Source organism: Rhizobium sp. P1_E1 (assembly GCF_056406015.1).
The window spans coordinates 15,707-35,643 of record NZ_JBFUAY010000028.1 but is presented as its reverse complement, the minus strand read 5'-3'; the positions used below and the strand labels follow the sequence as shown (position 1 = coordinate 35,643).

18 protein-coding genes and 1 other RNA gene are annotated in these 19,937 nt (G+C 62.2%); 14 read left to right on the top strand and 5 right to left on the bottom strand.

All coding sequences use genetic code 11. The annotated features are described in order from the left end of the window. Positions 1-4 precede the first annotated feature (4 nt). The gene (nudC, locus tag AC1D1Z_RS13000; protein WP_018244271.1) at positions 5-964 is read right to left on the bottom strand and encodes an NAD(+) diphosphatase; all 960 of its coding nucleotides are present in this window, start codon (positions 962-964) and stop codon (positions 5-7) included. Next, a complete protein-coding gene (locus AC1D1Z_RS12995; RefSeq protein ID WP_018448017.1) occupies positions 961-1,371 on the bottom strand; it encodes an HIT domain-containing protein in 411 nt (136 codons plus the stop codon). Before AC1D1Z_RS12995 ends, nudC begins: the two co-directional genes overlap by 4 nt. A gap of 89 nt (positions 1,372-1,460) precedes the next feature. Here AC1D1Z_RS12995 and ffs point away from each other — a divergent pair. From ffs to AC1D1Z_RS12980, 3 genes are all read left to right on the top strand, one after another. Then, positions 1,461-1,557: signal recognition particle sRNA small type (gene ffs, locus AC1D1Z_RS12990), an RNA gene on the top strand. A 45-nt stretch (positions 1,558-1,602) separates the two neighbouring features. Then, a complete protein-coding gene (locus AC1D1Z_RS12985; RefSeq protein WP_131605388.1) occupies positions 1,603-3,480 on the top strand; it encodes a DNA polymerase III subunit gamma/tau in 1,878 nt (625 codons plus the stop codon). A gap of 22 nt (positions 3,481-3,502) precedes the next feature. Beyond that, on the top strand, positions 3,503-3,826 hold the full coding sequence (locus AC1D1Z_RS12980) for a YbaB/EbfC family nucleoid-associated protein (protein WP_003555794.1): 324 nt from the start codon (positions 3,503-3,505) through the stop codon (positions 3,824-3,826). A gap of 25 nt (positions 3,827-3,851) precedes the next feature. On the opposite strand, the gene AC1D1Z_RS12975 is transcribed toward AC1D1Z_RS12980, so the two are convergent. Then, positions 3,852-4,469, bottom strand: coding sequence for an MOSC domain-containing protein (locus AC1D1Z_RS12975; RefSeq protein WP_131605387.1), 618 nt, complete (start codon positions 4,467-4,469; stop codon positions 3,852-3,854). Positions 4,470-4,526: 57 nt separating this feature from the next. Here AC1D1Z_RS12975 and recR point away from each other — a divergent pair, with 57 nt between their 5' ends. Together recR and AC1D1Z_RS12965 are read left to right on the top strand one after the other, a co-directional pair. Further along, complete coding sequence (gene recR / locus AC1D1Z_RS12970; protein ID WP_003555792.1) at positions 4,527-5,132, top strand: recombination mediator RecR; 606 nt, start codon at positions 4,527-4,529, stop codon at positions 5,130-5,132. 11 nt (positions 5,133-5,143) lie between these two features. Then, positions 5,144-6,391, top strand: coding sequence for a lytic murein transglycosylase (locus tag AC1D1Z_RS12965; RefSeq protein ID WP_130718944.1), 1,248 nt, complete (start codon positions 5,144-5,146; stop codon positions 6,389-6,391). Positions 6,392-6,397: 6 nt separating this feature from the next. Here AC1D1Z_RS12965 and AC1D1Z_RS12960 read toward each other — a convergent pair whose 3' ends face one another. Next, positions 6,398-6,853 carry a GNAT family N-acetyltransferase gene (locus tag AC1D1Z_RS12960; protein WP_131605506.1) on the bottom strand — a complete coding sequence of 152 codons (456 nt, stop codon included), beginning with the start codon at positions 6,851-6,853 and terminating at the stop codon, positions 6,398-6,400. Positions 6,854-6,876: 23 nt separating this feature from the next. Next, positions 6,877-8,556 carry an MFS transporter gene (locus tag AC1D1Z_RS12955; RefSeq protein ID WP_182563565.1) on the bottom strand — a complete coding sequence of 560 codons (1,680 nt, stop codon included), beginning with the start codon at positions 8,554-8,556 and terminating at the stop codon, positions 6,877-6,879. A 198-nt stretch (positions 8,557-8,754) separates the two neighbouring features. Here AC1D1Z_RS12955 and rimP point away from each other — a divergent pair, with 198 nt between their 5' ends. The 9 genes from rimP (at position 8,755) to pnp (ending at position 19,928) form a co-directional block, all read left to right on the top strand. Then, positions 8,755-9,360 carry a ribosome maturation factor RimP gene (gene rimP, locus AC1D1Z_RS12950; protein ID WP_018244264.1) on the top strand — a complete coding sequence of 202 codons (606 nt, stop codon included), beginning with the start codon at positions 8,755-8,757 and terminating at the stop codon, positions 9,358-9,360. A 60-nt stretch (positions 9,361-9,420) separates the two neighbouring features. Further along, positions 9,421-11,022 (top strand): transcription termination factor NusA, encoded by a 1,602-nt coding sequence (gene nusA, locus AC1D1Z_RS12945; RefSeq protein WP_131605385.1) that lies wholly within the window; start codon positions 9,421-9,423, stop codon positions 11,020-11,022. Further along, entirely contained in the window at positions 11,019-11,711 is a 693-nt protein-coding gene (locus AC1D1Z_RS12940; RefSeq protein WP_017989926.1) for an RNA-binding protein, read from the top strand. Before nusA ends, AC1D1Z_RS12940 begins: the two co-directional genes overlap by 4 nt. 101 nt (positions 11,712-11,812) lie before the next feature. After that, on the top strand, positions 11,813-14,566 hold the full coding sequence (gene infB / locus AC1D1Z_RS12935) for a translation initiation factor IF-2 (protein WP_018244261.1): 2,754 nt from the start codon (positions 11,813-11,815) through the stop codon (positions 14,564-14,566). A 148-nt stretch (positions 14,567-14,714) separates the two neighbouring features. Then, the gene (rbfA, locus tag AC1D1Z_RS12930; protein ID WP_017966457.1) at positions 14,715-15,119 is read left to right on the top strand and encodes a 30S ribosome-binding factor RbfA; all 405 of its coding nucleotides are present in this window, start codon (positions 14,715-14,717) and stop codon (positions 15,117-15,119) included. Between the two features lie 13 nt (positions 15,120-15,132). Next, complete coding sequence (gene truB / locus AC1D1Z_RS12925; RefSeq protein ID WP_477850747.1) at positions 15,133-16,065, top strand: tRNA pseudouridine(55) synthase TruB; 933 nt, start codon at positions 15,133-15,135, stop codon at positions 16,063-16,065. A 103-nt stretch (positions 16,066-16,168) separates the two neighbouring features. Next, positions 16,169-17,020 carry an alpha/beta fold hydrolase gene (locus tag AC1D1Z_RS12920; RefSeq protein WP_047617622.1) on the top strand — a complete coding sequence of 284 codons (852 nt, stop codon included), beginning with the start codon at positions 16,169-16,171 and terminating at the stop codon, positions 17,018-17,020. A gap of 151 nt (positions 17,021-17,171) precedes the next feature. After that, entirely contained in the window at positions 17,172-17,441 is a 270-nt protein-coding gene (gene rpsO / locus AC1D1Z_RS12915) for a 30S ribosomal protein S15 (RefSeq protein WP_003544317.1), read from the top strand. A gap of 348 nt (positions 17,442-17,789) precedes the next feature. Then, positions 17,790-19,928: a polyribonucleotide nucleotidyltransferase gene (gene pnp, locus AC1D1Z_RS12910; RefSeq protein ID WP_112906702.1), complete on the top strand. Its 2,139-nt coding sequence runs from the start codon at positions 17,790-17,792 to the stop codon at positions 19,926-19,928. Positions 19,929-19,937 lie beyond the last annotated feature (9 nt).

Genomic DNA, 19,937 nt, shown 5'->3' with positions numbered 1-19,937 from the left:
GGCGCTACCGCTTCCACTCCACCCAGTCACGCATCAGGCGGTGGGCGATCGCCCCTTTCGGCGGCGAGGCCTTGCCTGTCGCGCTCGGGCGTTCCAGCATCTCGATCGTTTCCTCGCGGGTAAACCAGCGACAATCCTCCAGTTCCGTCTCATCGCGGCTGATTTCGGTGGATTTCGCCTCGGCGTAACAACCGATCATCAGCGAATGCGGCATCGGCCAGGGCTGCGAGGCGTGGTAGCGGATGCGGCCGGTGCGGATGCCCGATTCCTCCAGCGTTTCGCGACGCACGGCGTTCTCGATGGTCTCGCCGGGTTCGAGGAAGCCGGCAAGACAAGAATACATGCCGGGCGCGAAATGCGGGCTGCGGCCGAGCAGGCAGAGGTCGCGCTGCTCATCGACCGTCAGCATGATGACCACGGGGTCGGTTCGGGGGAAGATCATGTGCTCGCAGGCGGCGCAGACGCGCTTGTAGCCGCCGATGTGGATCTCCATCGCCGAGCCGCAGCGGCCGCAGAAGCGATTGTCGCCGTTCCAGCGGATGAGGCTTGCGGCCTGGGCGAATTCGCCGAGCAACACTTCGTCGATCAGCATTTCGCGAAACAGCGTGCGGCCGTCGGCAGGCTTGTACTGGCTGGTGAGGTCGTCGACATCGATGCCGACGGGAACCGCAAGGCGCGGCTCGCCGGTCTTGCGGTAGCCGAGAAGCACCGTTTCATCCCAATCCGGCTGCAATCCCTGCAGCTCATAGCGGGCAAAGAGCGGGTCGAGCACCTGGCCGTCATGCTTCAGCACCAGCTTATCCCCCGCGAAGGCGAAGATATGGGTGCCTTCCTTTGCCAGCGCCTTTTCGACGGATTGTTCATCGCGATGTTCGGAATCGCGATTGAGGTCGTTGGCGGCAAAGGCCGTGAGATTGCTGGGTTCCGGATGCGGCACATCCGAATCGAAAAGCGAATGACTCATGATGAAAGGGCTTCCCGCAGCTTCGCTATAAATTCGTCTCTCTTTCCGTCCTCGTAGGGCTCCGCGCGCCCGAAGCCCCAGACGGGACCCGGCCAGTTCGCATCGCCTTCGAAGCGGGCAATGATATGAACATGAAGCTGGCGGACGATATTGCCAAGAGCCCCGACATTGATTTTTGTCGCGCCGGTGATCTCCTTCAGCGCCTTGGCGACCAGCTCCGTCTCGAAGGCAAGCAGCACCTGGTCGAGCGGCGTCAGCTCGAAGATTTCGGTGATACCAGCCCGGCGCGGCACGAGAATGAGCCAGGGCCAGCGGGCATCCCTCGACAATCGCAGATCGCAGAGACCGGTGACCATGATGCTGACGCTGTCATTTTCCAGCCGAGGGTCGAGCACGAAACCTTTCAAAGGGCATTCTCCTCATGTTTTCCAACGACTAGCAGTTTTTTTGCATGTTGGCTTGCTTTTGATGACGATATTGCCGATATGTGCATCCGGGAGGTTGGTGGTGGACGAGCCACTCGCCAACCGGGTCAGGTCCGGAAGGAAGCAGCCCTAACGAGCCCGGCACGGGTCATCGTGCCAGCCTCCCACCTTCTCTCCACGAAGTGCCCGACGATCCGGGCGACAAGCAGGGCGATGAGCGACACCGAGCGACAATCAAAAGATGCCGCCTCGACGGGCACCGGATACCGGGTGCTGGCTCGCAAATACCGCCCCAAGGATTTCACGGACTTGATGGTCGGCCAGGAGCCGATGGTCCGCACCCTCACCAACGCCTTCGAAACCGGCCGCATCGCGCAAGCCTACATGCTGACGGGTGTGCGCGGTGTGGGCAAAACGACGACGGCGCGCATCCTGGCGCGGGCGCTGAACTACAAGACCTCGGAAATCGACAAGCCGACGATCGACCTTCGCACGCCGGGCGAGCACTGCCAGGCGATCATGGAAGGCCGGCATGTCGACGTGATCGAGATGGATGCCGCCTCCCATACCGGTATCGACGATATCCGCGAGATCATCGAGCAGGTGCGGTACCGACCGGTTTCGGCGCGCTACAAGGTCTATATCATCGACGAAGTGCATATGCTGTCGACGCAGGCCTTCAACGGCCTGTTGAAGACGCTGGAAGAGCCGCCGGAGCATGTGAAATTCATCTTCGCCACTACCGAAATCCGCAAGGTTCCGATCACCGTGCTGTCGCGCTGCCAGCGCTTCGACCTGCGCCGTATCAGCGCCTCAGATCTCGTCGGGCTGTTCACGACGATCGCCGCCAAGGAGGGCATCGAGGCGGAAGCCGATGCGCTGGCGATGATCGCGCGTGCTGCCGAAGGTTCGGCGCGCGACGGCCTGTCGCTGCTCGACCAGGCGATCGCCCATGGCGCAGGCGTCGTGCAGGCCGAAGCCGTGCGCGGCATGCTCGGCCTTGCCGATCGCGCCCGGATCGTCGATCTCTTCCAGCATATCGTCAAAGGCGATGTGGCCGCCGCGCTCGGCGAGTTCCAGAACCAATACGAAGCCGGCGCCAATCCGGTGGTGGTGCTGACCGATCTTGCCGATTTCACCCATCTGGTGACGCGGCTGAAATATGTGCCGGATGCGGCAAACGATCCTTCGCTCAGCGAGGTCGAGCGCACCAAGGCGGCGGAATTCGCCAAGGGCGTTGCGGTGACGACGCTGTCGCGCATCTGGCAGATGCTGCTCAAGGGCATTCCGGAAACGGAAGGCTCGTCGCGGACGGCAGGGGCCGCCGAGATGGTGTTGATCCGGCTTGCACATGCCGCGCATCTGCCGGCGCCCGAGGATGCGGCGCGGCGGCTTGCCGAATTTTCCGGCGACAATGCCGGCCCGCGGCCCGCGGCTCCGCCGTCCGGCAATGGCGGCGGCAACGGGACACGGGTTTCCTATCAGAATAGTGTCGCGGCGCGCGCCGCGGAAACCGCACCGAGCCCGCCACAGCCTTCGGCGCCGGTGGCGATGCTGCGTGCCGTGCCGAGCAGCCAGCCCGAGACCATGTCTGTCGGGCGGATCGAGCCAAAACCGGCGGAAGCCCTAAAGCCGCTCGTCCCGGTCAATACGGTCAATGATATCGTCAACCTCGCCACCGAGAAACGCGATCCGAAGCTGAAGGCGATGGTGCGCACCTTCCTGCGCCCCGTGCGGATCGAAGCCGGCCGGCTCGACGTCAGCCTGGCTCCCGGTGCGCCGACGACGCTGCTCAACGAGCTTGCCGTCAAGCTGAAGGAATGGACCGGCATCCACTGGATCGTCAGCCTCAGCCGCGACGAGGGCCAGCCGACGCTTGTCGAAGCGGAGGCCAGGACCCGGGAACAGCATGTGATCGACGCGCGCCAGGACCCTGACGTGGCGGCAATCCTTGCGCATTTTCCGGGTGCCAAGATCATCGACGTGCGCGTCCGGGCGCCCGAACCGGAGGAGGAAGGCGAGGCGACGCCGCCGGCCGCCGCCGAATCCGAGGAAGGTGACATCCTGCCCGGCGACGACATAGAATTCTAAAGTTTCAACAAGGAGCGAGACGATGCGCGACATCATGGGCATGATGGGCAAAGTCAAGGAAATGCAGGCCAAGATGGAGCAGATGCAGGCGGAGATCGCCGAGCTCACGGCCGAAGGCAAGGCGGGCGGCGGGCTCGTCGCCGTCGTCATATCGGGCAAGGGTGAGCTGAAGAGCCTGAAGATCGATCCGTCGCTGTTCAAAGAAGACGATGTTGAGATCCTCGAGGACCTGATCGTCGCCGCTCACAAGGACGCCAAGGACAAGGCCGAGGCGCTGGCCGCCGAGAAGACCAAGGCCCTGACGGCCGGTCTGCCGATCCCGCCCGGCTTCAAGCTGCCGTTTTGATCTATACGCCACGTATGCCCGGTGGTCAGCGGCCGGCTTCCAACAACGCTCGAAGCTTGTAGTGGATCGGTGAGGCGAGATATCGCGCCCGGTCCGCCTCAGAAAGCCTCCGGCCGAAAGTTTTCATCAGCTCCGGCATCGTCACCTTCTCCCCCGTAAAGAGTCGATGGTCGACTGGCATTCCGGCCTCGGCCACACCGCCTTTGATGACGCGGCAATAGATGCCGGGACGGGCGGCGGCGGCGTAGCGCGCGACGAATCTCGGATCGGCCATCCTGGCGGCGAAGGTGGCGCAGGGAATGCGGCATGACGTGACTTCGAGGACGAAATCGCCGGCGACGAATCGGTCGCCGACTGCGACGTCGCGATTGTCGAGATGCGATATCACCATGTTCTCGCCGAAAGTGCCCGGCTCATAAGGCCTGCCGAGCTCCCTGCTCCACCAGTCGAGTGTCAGCGATCCCTCGACATACACAGCCTGGTCGACGCCGCCATGGTGTTTGCGGTTGCAGATCGCATCGCCGACAAGACCTTCGGCGTCGATCACCACGGCGCCATTGACGGCATGTTTGAAGATGCCGGTCTTGTAGCTCTTGCCGGGCAGTCTTTCGGGATTGCCGGTGCACAAGGCCAGGATTTTCATGAGACGGGCAATCCTTCCGCGATTCCGTTTCCGTTCCATATCAGCTAAGAACGGCGCATGGCAAAACGAGTCACCGGCCCCGAAATCGAAAAACTCATCCAGCTTCTGGCGAAGGTGCCGGGCCTCGGGCCGCGCTCGGCGCGCCGGGCGGCACTGCATCTGATCAAGAAGAAGGACCAGCTGCTCGGCCCGCTGTCGAATGCGATGGGCGAGGCCTATGACAAGGTGAAGATCTGCTCGCGCTGCGGCAATGTCGATACGGTCGATCCCTGCATTGTCTGCACCGACACGCAACGCGATCAATCCGTCATCATTGTCGTCGAGGACGTATCGGATCTCTGGGCGCTGGAGCGGGCAGGCGCGATGAACGCCGCCTATCATGTGCTCGGCGGCACGCTGTCACCGCTCGACGGGGTCGGTCCTGACGATCTCAATATTCGCGGCCTGATCGACCGGGTCGGCGAAGGCGGCATCCGGGAACTGATCATCGCGGTCAACGCCACGGTCGAGGGACAGACGACGGCGCATTACATCACCGATCAGTTGCAGGGGCTCGACGTGAAGATCACACGGCTGGCGCATGGCGTGCCGGTCGGCGGCGAACTCGACTATCTCGACGAGGGCACGCTTGCGGCGGCACTTCGGGCGCGGACGGTGATATGAGAGGATTGTCTATGCCGAAGAGCACGGGGATATTCGCACTCGCGTTGGCGGCAGCTCTCTTGCCCCTCTCCTGTTACGCGGCCTCTTCGAAAGCCGATGTCGAGGCGCAGTTCGAGAAATGGGTGCAGAGCGACCTCTGGCCGGAGGCGAAGGCCAACGGCATTTCGGAGAAGGTCTTTCAAGCCGCTTTCTCTGGCATCACGCTGAACTGGAGCCTGCCCGATCTCGCTCCGCCGGGCTTCCCACCGCCGAAGGAACAGAAGCAGACGCAGGCCGAGTTTTCCTCGCCCGCTCCCTATTTCAACGAAGACCAACTGAAGAAGCTTGCCGCAACGGGACGCGGCTTTGCCGCCCAATATGGCTCGACGCTGAAGCGGATCGAAAAGACCTATGGCGTGCCGGGCTCGATCGTGCTGGCTATCTGGGGCCGGGAGACGGGCTTCGGTGCGGCGAAGATCCCGAATTCGGCGATCGAGGTGCTGGCGACCAAGGCCTTCATGTCGACGCGCAAGGAGATGTTCCGCACCGAGCTGGTGGCCGCACTCCATATTCTCGACGGCGGCGACGTCACACCTGCCAATTTCAAGGGTTCGTGGGCGGGCGCACTCGGCCAGCCGCAATTCATGCCGACCAGCTATCTGAAATATGCGGTGGATTTCGATGGCGACGGTCACCGCAATATCTGGACCTCGGTGCCGGATACGCTCGCCTCGATCGCCAATTACCTGGTCAAAAAAGGCTGGCAGCGCGGCCGCGACTGGGGCTTCGAGGTGTCGATACCGGAGGCGGTCTCCTGCGCACAGGAGGGACCCGATCTGGCAAAGCCGCTGTCGCACTGGGCCTCGCTCGGCATCGACCGCATCTCCGGCAAGGGGTTTCCCTCCGGCGAGATGAAGGCTGAGGGCATGATGCTGGTACCGGCCGGCCGCGACGGACCGGAATTCATCGTCACCCCGAATTTCTACATCATCAAGGAATATAATAATTCCGATCTCTACGCGCTCTATATCGGCAATCTGGCCGACCGCATCGCCTATAATGGCGGCGCCTTCCAGGGCAGATGGGGCGATGTCGGCAAGATGCTGCGCTCCGACGTCGCCGCCATGCAGAAGGCGCTGGAACGGCAGGGCTACGATGTCGGCGGTTCCGACGGCCTGCCGGGCTACAAGACGCGGCGCTCGATCGGCCAGTGGCAGGCAAAGAACGGCATGAAGCCGACATGTTTTCCGGAGGCCACGATGAAGGGCAAGCTGAAGTAACCGGCTTTAGATATTGCGTTTCAAACCTTCATGGCTGGCGACGAAACCGAGCTTCTCGTAGAAGCGGATCGCATCCCCCCGCGTCTTGTCCGATGTCAGCTGCACGAGGCCACAGCCACGCTCTGCGCATTGGGCGATCGCCCATTCGATGAAGTGCGAGCCGAGGCCTGAACCGCGAAGATCGCTTGCGACACGCACGCTTTCGATCTGGCCGCGCCACATGCCCGTCCTCGAAAGACTGGGAACAAAACTCAGCTGCAGGCAGCCGACGACCCGATCGGCCGCATCGGTTGCGACGGCCAGAAGCTGATTGGCGTCCGCCTCGATCGCCGCGAAGGCCGAGAGATAACGCGCGTCGACGGGATCCGAAACGATCTCCCTGGTGCCGCCGAGATCGTCATCGGCCAGAAGCCGGACGATGGCAGCAAGATCGGACGGGCGGGCGAGCCTGAATTTGTACATGCTTGATCTATGCATAGCTGGTCTCAATGATGCAGATCGATCGGCGCCTTGTGGAAGACGTCGTCACCCGGTGGAATGGCCTGGCGTTCGATCATCCGGTGGACATGCAGCGGACCTTCGCCGCGGTGAAGCGCACGAAGCCTGTCGGTGTTTTCGGCATCGGCCTGCGTGCGCCGCTGGTTGTGTCTTATATATTCGACCCAGGTTGGCGTGTGGTAGGTTTCCGTCCAAAGGCTGGGGTTTTCGAGATCACGCATCAGCGCCCAGTTGCGGGCGCCGTCGCGGATGCGGATACGGCGGCGCTCGCCCATCAATTCCATGAACTCGGCAAGGTCCTCATCGGCAATCTCGTAATCGACCTGGATGACGATCGGCCCGCTGCGTGGCGTGATATCGAGACTGAGAGCCGGCTCGGTGAAGCGGTTCAGCGGGTCGAGATTGAGCGAGGCGAAGGCCGGCATCGAAAAACGCAGGCCGATGGCGATGCCGAGCAGCATGACGACGGATGACATCAGCAGCGCATCGGCGACGCCATAGCGATCGGCGGCGACGCCCCACAGCCAGCTGCCGCCGGCAATGCCACCGAAGGTGACGGTCTGATAAAGCGACAACGCACGGCCGACCACCCAGCGCGGCGTCGAAAGCTGAACGATGGTGTTGAAGAGCGAAAGTGCGGAGACCCAGCAGGCGCCGGAGACGAGCAGCCCGGCAGAGGTGAGGACGGCACTCGGGCTGAAGGCTGCGATGACAGCACTCAGCGCAAAGCCGGCAAAGGAGAGGCGGATGATTATCTCGCTGGAAAGCACCTCGCGAAGCCTGGCATTCAGCACCGCGCCGCCGATCGCGCCGATGCCGAAGGCGCCGAGCATGAAACCATAGGTCAGCGGCCCGCCGGCAACGAGATCGAGGGCGACGACCGGCAGCAGCGCCAGGATCGAGCTGGCGCCGATGCCGAAGAGCAGTCCTCTGACGAGGACCTTTTCGAGATTGGGCGACATCGAGACATAACGCAGGCCGGCGAAGATGGCGCTGCCGAGTGCCTCCCGCGGCAGGGTCGAGACGGGCGCGGCTGGCCGCCAGCGCAGCAGGGCATAGATCAAGGCGAGGTAACTCAGCGTGTTCACCGCGAAGGCCGCGGCCGCACCGGCAGCCGCCACGATGACGCCGCCGATTGCCGGGCCGACGCTGCGGGTGATGTTGAAACCCATGCTGTTCAGCGTGACCGCGGCCGGCAGATCGGCGCGCGGCACCATGTCGCCGACCGAGGCCTGCCAGGAGGGATTGTTGAGCGCGGTGCCGCAGCCGATCAGGAAGGTGAAGAAGAGCAGCAGCCAGGGCGTGATCCAGCCGAGAAGGGCTGAGGCCGTCAGCAGCGCCGAGACGGTGAGCATCATGCACTGCGCCGTCAGCATGACCCGGCGGCGGTCATAATTGTCGGCCAGAGCGCCCGATATCAGCGAAAACAGCATGATCGGCAGCGCCGTCGAGGTCTGCACCAGTGCGACCATGTCCTCCGAGGCGGTGATCGTCGTCATCATCCAGGCGGCGCCGACCGCCTGGATCAGGCCGCCGAAATTCGAAGAAAGGCTCGCAAACCAGATGGTGCGGTAGGTATCGTGGCGCAAAGGCGCCAATGTCGACGAAGTGTAGGCCACGATTTCTCCCGCTTTTGTTATTGCGCGCCAACGGCAATATATGCGCAAGACCGGCGCTGGCCATAGGCCTGTTCACGTCGCCGGAAGCGAATTGGCCGAATCGGTCGCAGACCTTGCAATTTCGGAAAAACCCGACTATATGCCTCTCAAATTCTTGATCGCTTGATGAAGAGTGGGCCGCAAGGACCCGCTCTTTTTTATTACCGCGATCGCTTAAACAGCATGAAATTGCGAGGAGCGCACCGCTTGTCGGACATGACAAACGCAGACAACGAACTTGAGCCGCGGCTGATTACCGAAACAGGGCTCGACCAGCGTCTTGCCGATATCATCGAACCCGTTCTCGTCGGCATCGGCTTTAGGCTTATCCGCGTCCGAATGCTGAACCAGAACGGCGCGACGATGCAGGTTATGGCCGAACGCAACGACGGCACGATGTCGGTTCAGGATTGCGAAGAAGTCTCGATGGCGATTTCTCCCGTCCTCGATGTGGAAGATCCGATCGATAAAGAGTATCATCTGGAAGTGTCTTCGCCCGGCATCGACCGTCCGATGGTGCGGAAATCCGATTTCGTCCGCTGGCAGGGCCACCTTGTAAAATGCGAGACGTCGATCTTGATCGACAATCGCAAGCGCTTCCGCGGCAAGATCGTCGAAGCAGGCGCAGATGGTTTCACGCTCGAGCGTGACCAGGTTGCCTATGGGGAAGAGCAGAAGGTCACCATTCCCTTCACGGCGCTTAGCGATGCGAAGCTCATTCTGACCGACGACCTGATCCGCGATGCGTTGCGCGCCGACAAGCTGGCGAAAGCCCAGGCCGCCAACCAGAACGAAGCAGAAGACGAAGAATAACCGATCAACAGACCGCTCTAGGGACGGGAACCCGGCGAGTAAAGACGGAGAAACAAGACAATGGCAGTCAGTGCGAACCGGCTCGAACTTCTGCAGATCGCAGATGCAGTGGCGCGCGAAAAAGTCATCGACCGCGAGATCGTGCTGGCCGCAATGGCCGATGCCATCCAGAAGGCGGCACGCTCCCGTTACGGCACCGAGTCCAACATCCGGGCCGACATCAATCCGAAGACCGGCGAAATCCGTCTGCAGCGCCTGCTTGAAGTCGTCGAGAAGGCCGAGGATTATTCGACGCAGATCCCGCTGGAGCTTGCCCGCGACCGCAACCCAGACGCCGCACTCGGCGACTTCATCGCCGATCCGCTGCCGCCGATGGATTTCGGCCGTATCGCCGCACAGTCCGCCAAGCAGGTGATCGTGCAGAAGGTGCGTGAAGCCGAGCGTGACCGCCAGTTCGACGAATTCAAGGATCGCGTCGGCGAAATCGTCAACGGTACCGTCAAGCGCGTTGAATACGGCAACGTCATCGTCGATCTCGGCCGTGGCGAAGGCATCATCCGCCGTGACGAAATGATCCCGCGCGAAAACGTCCGCTATGGCGACCGCGTCCGTGCCTACGTCTATGATGTCCGTCGCGAGCAGCGCGGTCCGCAGATCTTCCTGTCGCGCACGCATCCGCAGTTCATGGTGAAACTCTTCACCATGGAAGTGCCGGAGATTTACGACGGCATCATCCAGGTGAAGTCGGTCGCCCGCGATCCGGGTTCGCGCGCCAAGATTGCGGTGATCTCGAACGACAGCTCGATCGATCCGGTTGGCGCCTGCGTCGGTATGCGCGGCTCGCGCGTTCAGGCCGTCGTCGGCGAGCTCCAGGGCGAGAAGATCGACATCATTCCGTGGTCGCAGGACCCGGCGACTTTCGTCGTCAACGCCCTGCAGCCGGCCGAAGTCGCCAAGGTCGTTCTCGATGAGGATGCAGAGCGTATCGAAGTCGTCGTTCCCGACGAGCAGCTGTCGCTTGCGATCGGCCGTCGCGGCCAGAACGTCCGCCTCGCCTCGCAGCTGACCGGCTGGGATATCGACATCATGACGGAGGCCGAGGAATCGGAACGCCGCCAGAAGGAATTCAACGAGCGCACCAACCTGTTCATGGATTCGCTCGATGTCGACGAGATGGTCGGCCAGGTTCTGGCTTCGGAAGGTTTTGCCGCGGTTGAAGAACTGGCTTATGTCGATCTCGACGAAATCTCTTCGATCGACGGTTTCGACGAGGAAACGGCGCAGGAAATCCAGCAGCGCGCCCGCGAATTCCTCGAGCGTCTCGAAGCCGAGATGGACGAGAAGCGCAAGGCGCTCGGTGTTCAGGACGAACTGCGTGAAATCAACGGCATGACCGCCCAGATGATGGTGGCGCTCGGCGAAGACGCCATCAAGACGATCGAGGACTTTGCCGGATGTGCTGCCGACGATCTCGTCGGCTGGACGGAGCGCAAGAACGGCGAAACGAAGAAGTTCGAGGGCCTGTTCTCGAAGTTCGACGTGTCGCGCGTCGAAGCAGAACAGATGATCGTCCAGGCCCGCCTTTCGGCCGGCTGGATCACGCAAGAGGACCTGGATAAGGGGACCGAAGAAGAGGTCACCGAAGCCGAACAAGAAGCATGATGACCGCGCATGAACCGGACGCTCCTCTCGAGGACGACGATCTTGCAGGTTATGACGTGAACGGACGCATGTGCATCGTGACGCGCGAGAGCGGATCGCCGGAAGAGCTGATCCGCTTCGTCGCCGCTCCCGATGGAACAGTTGTCGCCGACCTGAAGCGCGAGCTTCCGGGACGTGGATGCTGGGTGAAGATCGACCGGTCGCTGGTCGACAGGGCAGTGGCGAAGAAGCTCTTCGCCCGTGCCCTGAAGACGGATGTAAAGGCGGCGGACGATCTCGGCGCGAGTGTCGATCGGCTGCTCGCGGCGCAACTGATGCAGATGATGAACATGGCGCGGAAAGCCGGCCAGTTCGTCAGTGGATCCTCGAAAGTGGATGCCGCGGTTAGAAGCGGAGCAGCCCTTGCGGTGTTCCACGCGACTGGGGCAGCGGACGACGGCGTCCGGAAAATCGACCAGGCCCGCAAGGCCTGGCACCTCGGAATGGAGACCGAGGAGGAGATACCTTCCTTCCGTCTCTTCTCGGAGAGCGAAATGGAAGGCCTGATGGGCCAGAATGCTTTTATCCATGCCGCAGTGCTTGCAGGGCAGGCGGGTGAAGGTGTAGTGAAGCGCGCAAAGATGCTCGAACAGTACCGTATTGGCGGTCAGTCCCGGGCAGCGGGCGGCGCTGGCCGGCAAAAACAATGAGGCGGTCACCGGCATCGGCCGGTCCCATACTCATTGATCGACAGTATTGAACGACAGGGTCTGATCTAGTCATCGCTCCCTGTCCGAAGGAACGGGAACGAATGACCGATAGTAACGACGACAAGACAATCAGCGTAGCGGGCAAAAAGACACTCACCCTGAAACCATCGGGGATGAGCCAGGGCACCGTTCGCCAGGATATGGGTCGAGGTCGCACCAAGGCGGTCGTCGTCGAGACCCGTAAGCGGCGCCCGATGCGCCCGGAAGATGAAAAGCCGATCACGCCCGTCGCTCCGGCGGCCCCCGTCCGCGCAGCCGAACCGGCGCCCGCACCCGTGCAGGCGCGTCCGCAGCAGCCGACGCCGGCTCCGCGGGTTCAGCAGGGCAACAACAACCAGACGAACCAGCGTCCGCCGCAGCAGTCTCACCAGCCGCCGCGCCAGAACGATCGTCCGCGCCCGGTGGTGCTGAACCATCTGTCGCCGGAAGAGATGGACGCCCGCCGCCGCGCGCTTGCCGACTCCCAGGCGCGTGACGCCCAGGATGCGATCCGCCGCGCCGAGGAAGAAAAGCGCCGTGCCGCAGAAGAGGTGATCCGCAAGGCCGCCGAAGCGGAAGAAGCTGCCCGCAGGGCCGCTGAAGAGGCTATCCGGCAGGCTGAGGCACCCGCTGTCGCAGAACCCGCAGTCGCAGAACCGGCTCCGACCGAAGCACGCTCCGACGCGCCACGGCCGCCGCAGCCCGCATCGTCGGCACCGGCTGCACGCCGGTCCGATGCGGCTGGAGCACCTGCTGCCCGTCCGGCACCCGGCGCTGCCGTCCCCGGCGCCGTTCGCGGCCGCCGCGAGGAAAAGGAAGACGACGATCGTGGCGCAGCGCGCGGCGGTCCGGTCCGTGGCCGCGTCGTTCGCCCGGAACCCGCAAAGCCGGTCACGACTCGTCCGAAGACGGATGAAGAGCGCCGTCGCGGCAAGTTGACGATCACCACTGCCAACGTGGACGGCGAGGACAATGCCCGCGGTCGTTCGCTTTCGGCGATGCGTCGCCGGCAGGAGAAGTTCCGCCGTGGTCAGATGCAGGAAACCCGCGAGAAGATCTCCCGCGAGGTGGTTCTGCCCGAGACCATCACCATTCAGGAACTGTCGCAGCGCATGTCCGAACGCGCCGTCGACGTCATCAAGTACCTGATGAAGGAAGGCCAGATGATGAAGCCGGGCGACGTCATTGACGCCGACCTTGCCGAACTCATCGCCGGCGAATTCGGCCATACGGTCAGGCGCGTGTCGGAATCCGACGTCGAACTCGGCATCTTCAACGTGTCCGACGAGGATGGCGAACTGGTTTCGCGCCCGCCGGTCGTTACCATCATGGGCCATGTCGACCACGGCAAGACCTCGCTGCTCGACGCCATCCGCCATGCCAACGTGGTCTCCGGCGAAGCCGGTGGCATCACGCAGCATATCGGCGCCTATCAGGTGGAGCAGAACGGTCAGAAGATCACCTTCATCGATACGCCCGGCCACGCTGCCTTCACGGCAATGCGTGCCCGCGGTGCGCAGGCGACCGACATCGCGATCCTGGTCGTCGCAGCCGACGACAGCGTGATGCCGCAGACGATCGAATCGATCAACCACGCCAAGGCGGCCGGTGTTCCGATCATCGTTGCGATCAACAAGGTCGACAAGCACGAGGCTGATCCGCAGAAGGTCCGTAACCAGCTGCTGCAGCACGAAGTCTTCGTGGAATCCATGGGTGGTGAAGTGCTTGACGTCGAGGTTTCGGCCAAGACCGGCAAGAACCTCGACAAGCTGCTCGAGGCGATCCTGCTGCAGGCGGAAATTCTCGATCTCAAGGCCAATGCGAACCGGACCGCGGAAGGAACGGTTATCGAAGCCCAGCTCGATCGTGGCCGTGGTTCGGTCGCGACCGTGCTCGTCCAGAAGGGCACGCTGCGTCCGGGCCAGATCATCGTCGCCGGCGACGTCTGGGGCCGCGTGCGCGCTCTCGTCACCGACAAGGGCGACCATGTGAAGGAAGCCGGTCCGGCAACGCCGGTCGAGGTTCTCGGTCTGTCCGGTACGCCGCAGGCGGGTGACAAGTTCGCCGTCGTCGAAAGCGAAAGCCGCGCCCGCGAAATCTCGGAATATCGTCAGCGTCTGGCCCGCGACAAGGCGGCTGCCCGCCAGTCGGGACAGCGCGGTTCGCTGGAACAGATGATGATGCAGCGCCAAAGCGTCGGCATCAAGGAGTTCCCGCTGGTCATCAAGGGCGACGTGCAGGGCTCGATCGAAGCGATTGCCGGCGCGCTGGAGAAGCTCGGCACCGACGAGGTCCGCGCCCGCATCGTCCATTCGGGTGCCGGCGGCATCACCGAGTCGGATATCTCGCTCGCCGAAGCCTCGAACGCGGCCATCATCGGCTTCAACGTTCGTGCGAATACGCAGGCACGCCAGTTCGCCGAACGCGAAGGCATCGAAATCCGCTACTACAACATCATCTACGACCTCGTGGATGACGTGAAGGCGGCGATGTCGGGCCTCTTGTCTCCGGAACGGCGCGAAACCTTCATCGGCAACGCCGAGATCCTCGAGGTGTTCAACATCACGAAGGTCGGCAAGGTCGCAGGCTGCCGTGTCGTCGAAGGCAAGGTCGAACGTGGTGCGGGCGTCCGCCTCATCCGCAACGACGTTGTCGTTCACGAAGGCAAGCTCAAGACGCTCAAGCGCTTCAAGGACGAAGTGTCCGAAGTGCCGATGGGTCAGGAATGCGGCATGGCCTTCGAAAACTACGAAGACATGCGCGCCGGCGACGTCATCGAGTGCTTCCGCGTCGAGCATATCACGCGCACGCTCTAAACTGCTGCGCCTGAGCTTTCCGAAAGCCATCCGCCACCGGCGGATGGCTTTCGGGCATCTGCCGCCTTGACCTTTTCGACCAAAAGAGTCATGGACGCTCTCCTTTGACGGGTTCGATTCCCAGCCGCATCGGCAAATAGAGATAACAATGACCAGAGCAACTTCTTCCGCGCCTTCGCAGCGCATGCTGCGCGTTGGCGAACAGGTTCGCGCCGCTATCACCCAGGTGCTGCAGCGCGGCGAAGTGCGTGATGACGTCATCGAAGCGACCGTGATCTCGATCTCGGAAGTGCGCATGTCGCCGGACCTCAAGATCGCTACCGCCTATGTGACGCCGCTCGGCGTTTCAGACCACAGCATCGTCATCGAGGCGTTGAACCGTAATGCAAGGTTCATCCGCGGCCGGCTCGGGCAGCAGCTCCGGCAGATGAAATACATGCCGGAGGTGCGCTTCCGCGACGATACCAGCTTCGACAACTACAAGAAGATCGACGAGCTGCTGCGTTCGCCCGAGGTGAGCCGCGACCTCGACGGCGACAATGACGAACAATAAACAGAAGAGACGCATGTCCAAACCACGCAAACCCAAGGGCCGGCCGATTTCCGGCTGGCTGATCCTCGACAAGCCGGTGGATTTCGGCTCGACGGAAGCCGTTTCCAAGATCAAATGGCTCTACAAGGCGCAGAAGGCCGGTCATGCCGGCACGCTCGATCCGCTCGCCTCCGGCATGCTGCCGATCGCGCTCGGCGATGCGACGAAGACCGTTCCCTACGTGATGGATGGCCGCAAGATCTATGAATTCACGGTGAGCTGGGGCGAGGAGCGCGCGACCGACGATCTCGAGGGCGAAGTGACTGAGAGTTCGGACAAACGCCCGAGCGAACAGCAGATCCGCGATATCCTGCCTCGATATATCGGCACCATCAGCCAGGTGCCGCCGCAGTTTTCCGCTATCAAGATATCGGGTGAACGCGCCTATGATCTGGCGCGCGAAGGCGAAACCGTCGAAATCCCCTCACGTGAGGTCGATATCTTCCGGCTGACCTTGCTTGCCTGCCCGGACGCCAATAGCGCACATTTCGAAGTGGAATGCGGCAAGGGCACCTATGTCAGGGCGCTGGCGCGCGATTTCGGCCGCGAACTCGGCTGCTACGGCCATGTGTCCGGGCTGCGGCGCACCTTCGTCGCGCCCTTCGCGGAAGAGGCCATGGTGCCGCTCGCAGATCTCGTGGCACTGGAGGCGATCGAGGATATGGACGAGCGGCTGGCGGCCCTCGACGCGCTGCTCATCGACACCTGCGAAGCGCTATCGGCCCTGCCCCATCTCGTCATCAACGACGACCAGGCGCACCGGCTGAAGATGGGCAACCCGATCCTGGTGCGTGGCCGCGATGCGCCGGTTGCCGAAAGCGAAGCCTATGYGACCGCCCRCGGCAGGCTGATCGCGATCGGCGAGATCGGCCAGGGCGAGTTTCGCCCGAAGCGTGTTTTCGCCTGAACCCACAACGATAGCGATTGTCAGCCGGTAACGATGCGATATCTTCCCTGTCGGGCCGCCATAGCGGCCCGAGGGGCCATGGTGGTCCGACAGGAGAAAGAATATGCGCGTAACTGCTATCGGAATACTGACGTTCTTTTCGATGTTCCTGACCGTGGCCAACGCTCGATCCGCCGAGCGCTGGGCCGAGCTCCCAGCCTTTCCTTCGATGCCGGCGGCAAAGACGAGCGGCATGGCCGAAGTGAACGACATCAAGATGTATTACGCCGAATACGGCGAAGGCGACCCCATCCTGTTCATCCACGGCGGACTTGGAAATGCCGAGGTCTGGGGTCATCAGGTCGCCGATTTTGCCAAGGACCACTTGGTCATCGTTGCCGACAGCCGCGGCCATGGACGCTCGACGCGCAGCCAGCAGCCCTTCGGTTACGACCTGATGACATCGGATTATGTGGCACTTCTCGACTATCTGAAGATCGACAAGGTGACGCTTGTCGGATGGTCGGACGGTGGCATCATCGGCATCGACATGGCGATGAAACATCCGGAGAAGCTGACGCGGGTCATTGCCCAGGCAGCCAATGTCACGACAGACGGCGTCAAGCCAGACGTGTTGAACGACAAGGTCTTCAACGACTACATCAACGTCGCCGGCGAATATTACAGGAAGCTGTCGCCGACGCCGAACGAATACGACGCCTTCGTCAAGCAGATCTCCGAAATGTGGGCAACCCAGCCGGCCTGGACGGCCGCCGATCTTGGCAAGATCTCGGTGCCGGTCACACTTGCCATTGGCGATCATGATGAAGCCGTAAAGCTCGACCATACGGAAATGATGGCAAAACAGATTCCGGGCGCTAAACTCGTCATCCTGAAAGATGTGAGCCATTTCGCCATGCTGCAGGATCCTTCAGCCTATGACGGGATGATCCGGGGCGCCATGGCGGGCCGTTGAAGCCGCCAAGGACGACCCCTCTTTCCATCGATCCATATTTGGTTTATAGGCAGCGCCAGCATCGGGTACGCCCGTTTGCATTCACGGCCAAAGCTGGACGACATCCCGGCTTTTGGCGACTCTATCTCCTCCTCTTAGAAAGGATCACCCGATGTCGATCACTGCTGAGCGCAAGTCTGCGCTGATCAAGGAATATGCGACCGTTGAAGGCGATACCGGTTCTCCGGAAGTCCAGGTCGCGATCCTGACCGAGCGCATCAATAACCTGACCGAACACTTCAAGGACCACAAGAAGGATAACCATTCCCGCCGTGGCCTGCTGACGATGGTTTCGAGCCGCCGCTCGCTTCTTGATTATCTCAAGAAGAAGGATGAAGGCCGCTATTCCAAGCTGATCACCAGCCTGGGTATCCGCCGCTAAGATTATCCGGCGGGCGCTTTCCCAAGCGTCCGCCGGATGTGTTTCGGGACACGGCTCCCGATGAAATGTTCCAGCCGCGCCCTATTTTACGCGATGGAAAGACCGGCAGACCCGGATGGGCCGGATCTGCCAAACCAACCGTTGACCTGTCATGGGGCAGGATTGCCGGATGCTTTCGGCCAAGGCTTATCAATGAGCTTTGGCCCGGTTTCTCAAGAACTCCTGAGGAAGCCGAGGATGAAAAGCCTCCCGTTGTCTTGCCCGTGATACGTCACATTGATTGCGGTCGACTGTGCGCTGCGCCTTGATATCGGCGATGGCGCGTGCTCCCGCATTGAAGGACAAGAGATGTTTGATACACACACAGTGGAAATCGAGTGGGCCGGCCGCCCGCTGAAGCTCGAAACCGGCAAGATCGCCCGTCAGGCCGACGGCGCGGTTCTCGCCACCTACGGCGAAACCGTCGTTCTCGCCACCGTCGTCTCGGCCAAGTCGCCGAAGCCAGGCCAGGATTTCTTTCCGCTCACCGTCAACTACCAGGAAAAGACCTACGCGGCCGGCAAGATCCCCGGCGGCTATTTCAAGCGCGAAGGCCGCCCGAGCGAGAACGAGACCCTCGTTTCCCGGCTGATCGACCGCCCGATCCGCCCGCTTTTCCCGGAAGGCTACAAGAACGACACGCAGGTCGTCGTCACCGTCATCCAGCACGACCTTGAAAACAATCCCGACGTGCTGTCGATGGTTGCCACCTCGGCAGCGCTGACGCTGTCCGGCGTGCCCTTCATGGGCCCGGTCGGCGGTGCGCGCGTCGGCTACATCAACGGTGAATACGTTCTCAACCCGCATCTCGACGAGATGGACGAATCGAGCCTCGACCTCGTCGTCGCCGGCACCTACGACGCCGTGCTGATGGTGGAATCCGAAGCCAAGGAACTGAACGAAGACGTCATGCTCGGTGCCGTCATGTTCGGCCACAAGGGCTTCCAGCCGGTTCTCGACGCGATCATCAAGCTCGCCGAAGTTGCCGCCAAGGAGCCGCGCGACTTCCAGCCGGAAGACTACTCCGCTCTCGAAAACGAGATGCTCGGCCTTGCCGAAGGTGAACTTCGCGAAGCCTACAAGATCACCCAGAAGGCCGACCGCTACGCCGCCGTCGACGCCGTCAAGGCGAAGGTGAAGGCACACTTCCTCCCCGAGGAAGGCGAAGCCAGGTACACGGCCGAAGAAGTCGGCGCGATCTTCAAGCACCTGCAGGCAAAGATCGTCCGCTGGAACATTCTCGACACCAAGAGCCGCATCGACGGCCGCGACCTCGAAACCGTTCGTCCGATCGTTTCGGAAGTCGGTCTTCTGCCGCGTACGCACGGTTCGGCGCTGTTCACCCGCGGTGAAACGCAGGCGATCGTCGTTGCCACCCTCGGCACCGGCGAAGATGAGCAGTATGTCGACAGCCTGACCGGCATGTACAAGGAGCGCTTCCTGCTCCATTACAACTTCCCTCCCTACTCGGTTGGCGAGACCGGCCGCATGGGCTCCCCGGGTCGCCGCGAAATCGGCCACGGCAAACTCGCATGGCGCGCGATCCGTCCGATGCTGCCGACCGTCGAGCAGTTCCCCTACACGCTGCGCGTCGTCTCCGAGATCACCGAGTCGAATGGCTCGTCCTCGATGGCGACTGTCTGCGGTACCTCGCTCGCTCTGATGGACGCCGGCGTTCCGCTGGCAAAGCCGGTGGCCGGTATCGCCATGGGTCTGATCCTGGAAGGCGATCGCTTCGCTGTCCTCTCCGACATTCTCGGTGACGAAGACCACCTCGGCGACATGGACTTCAAGGTCGCCGGTACCGCCGACGGCATCACCTCGCTGCAGATGGACATCAAGATCGCCGGTATCACCGAAGAGATCATGAAGGTCGCCCTTGGTCAGGCCCAAGGCGGTCGTGCCCACATCCTCGGCGAAATGTCCAAGGCCATTACCGAAAGCCGCGGCCAGCTCGGTGAATTCGCTCCGCGCATCGAAGTCATGAACATCCCGGTCGACAAGATCCGCGAAGTCATCGGCTCCGGCGGCAAGGTCATTCGCGAAATCGTCGAAAAGACCGGCGCGAAGATCAACATCGAGGACGACGGCACCGTCAAGATCGCTTCGTCCTCCGGCAAGGAGATCGAAGCGGCCCGCAAGTGGATCCACTCGATCGTCGCCGAGCCTGAGATTGGCCAGGTCTACGAAGGCACGGTCGTCAAGACCGCCGACTTCGGCGCCTTCGTCAACTTCTTCGGCGCCCGCGACGGTCTCGTCCACATCTCGCAGCTCGCTTCCGAGCGTGTTGCCAAGACGCAGGACGTCGTCAAGGAAGGCGACAAGGTCTGGGTCAAGCTGCTCGGCTTCGACGAACGCGGCAAGGTTCGCCTGTCGATGAAGGTCGTCGACCAGGCCACCGGCCAGGAAATCCCGAACGAGAAGAAGAAGGAAGAAGCGGCCGAATAAGCCGCCTTC

Coding starts and splice junctions, on each gene's coding strand:
- recR (WP_003555792.1), top strand. CDS start 4,527: ATGGCAAAACGAGTCACCGGCCCCGAAATCGAAAAACTCATCCAGCTT.
- AC1D1Z_RS12965 (WP_130718944.1), top strand. CDS start 5,144: ATGCCGAAGAGCACGGGGATATTCGCACTCGCGTTGGCGGCAGCTCTC.
- AC1D1Z_RS12975 (WP_131605387.1), bottom strand. CDS start 4,469: ATGAAAATCCTGGCCTTGTGCACCGGCAATCCCGAAAGACTGCCCGGC.
- infB (WP_018244261.1), top strand. CDS start 11,813: ATGACCGATAGTAACGACGACAAGACAATCAGCGTAGCGGGCAAAAAG.
- AC1D1Z_RS12960 (WP_131605506.1), bottom strand. CDS start 6,853: ATGTACAAATTCAGGCTCGCCCGCCCGTCCGATCTTGCTGCCATCGTC.
- nudC (WP_018244271.1), bottom strand. CDS start 964: ATGAGTCATTCGCTTTTCGATTCGGATGTGCCGCATCCGGAACCCAGC.
- nusA (WP_131605385.1), top strand. CDS start 9,421: ATGGCAGTCAGTGCGAACCGGCTCGAACTTCTGCAGATCGCAGATGCA.
- AC1D1Z_RS12985 (WP_131605388.1), top strand. CDS start 1,603: ATGAGCGACACCGAGCGACAATCAAAAGATGCCGCCTCGACGGGCACC.
- AC1D1Z_RS12980 (WP_003555794.1), top strand. CDS start 3,503: ATGCGCGACATCATGGGCATGATGGGCAAAGTCAAGGAAATGCAGGCC.
- rbfA (WP_017966457.1), top strand. CDS start 14,715: ATGACCAGAGCAACTTCTTCCGCGCCTTCGCAGCGCATGCTGCGCGTT.
- AC1D1Z_RS12920 (WP_047617622.1), top strand. CDS start 16,169: ATGCGCGTAACTGCTATCGGAATACTGACGTTCTTTTCGATGTTCCTG.
- AC1D1Z_RS12940 (WP_017989926.1), top strand. CDS start 11,019: ATGATGACCGCGCATGAACCGGACGCTCCTCTCGAGGACGACGATCTT.
- pnp (WP_112906702.1), top strand. CDS start 17,790: ATGTTTGATACACACACAGTGGAAATCGAGTGGGCCGGCCGCCCGCTG.
- rpsO (WP_003544317.1), top strand. CDS start 17,172: ATGTCGATCACTGCTGAGCGCAAGTCTGCGCTGATCAAGGAATATGCG.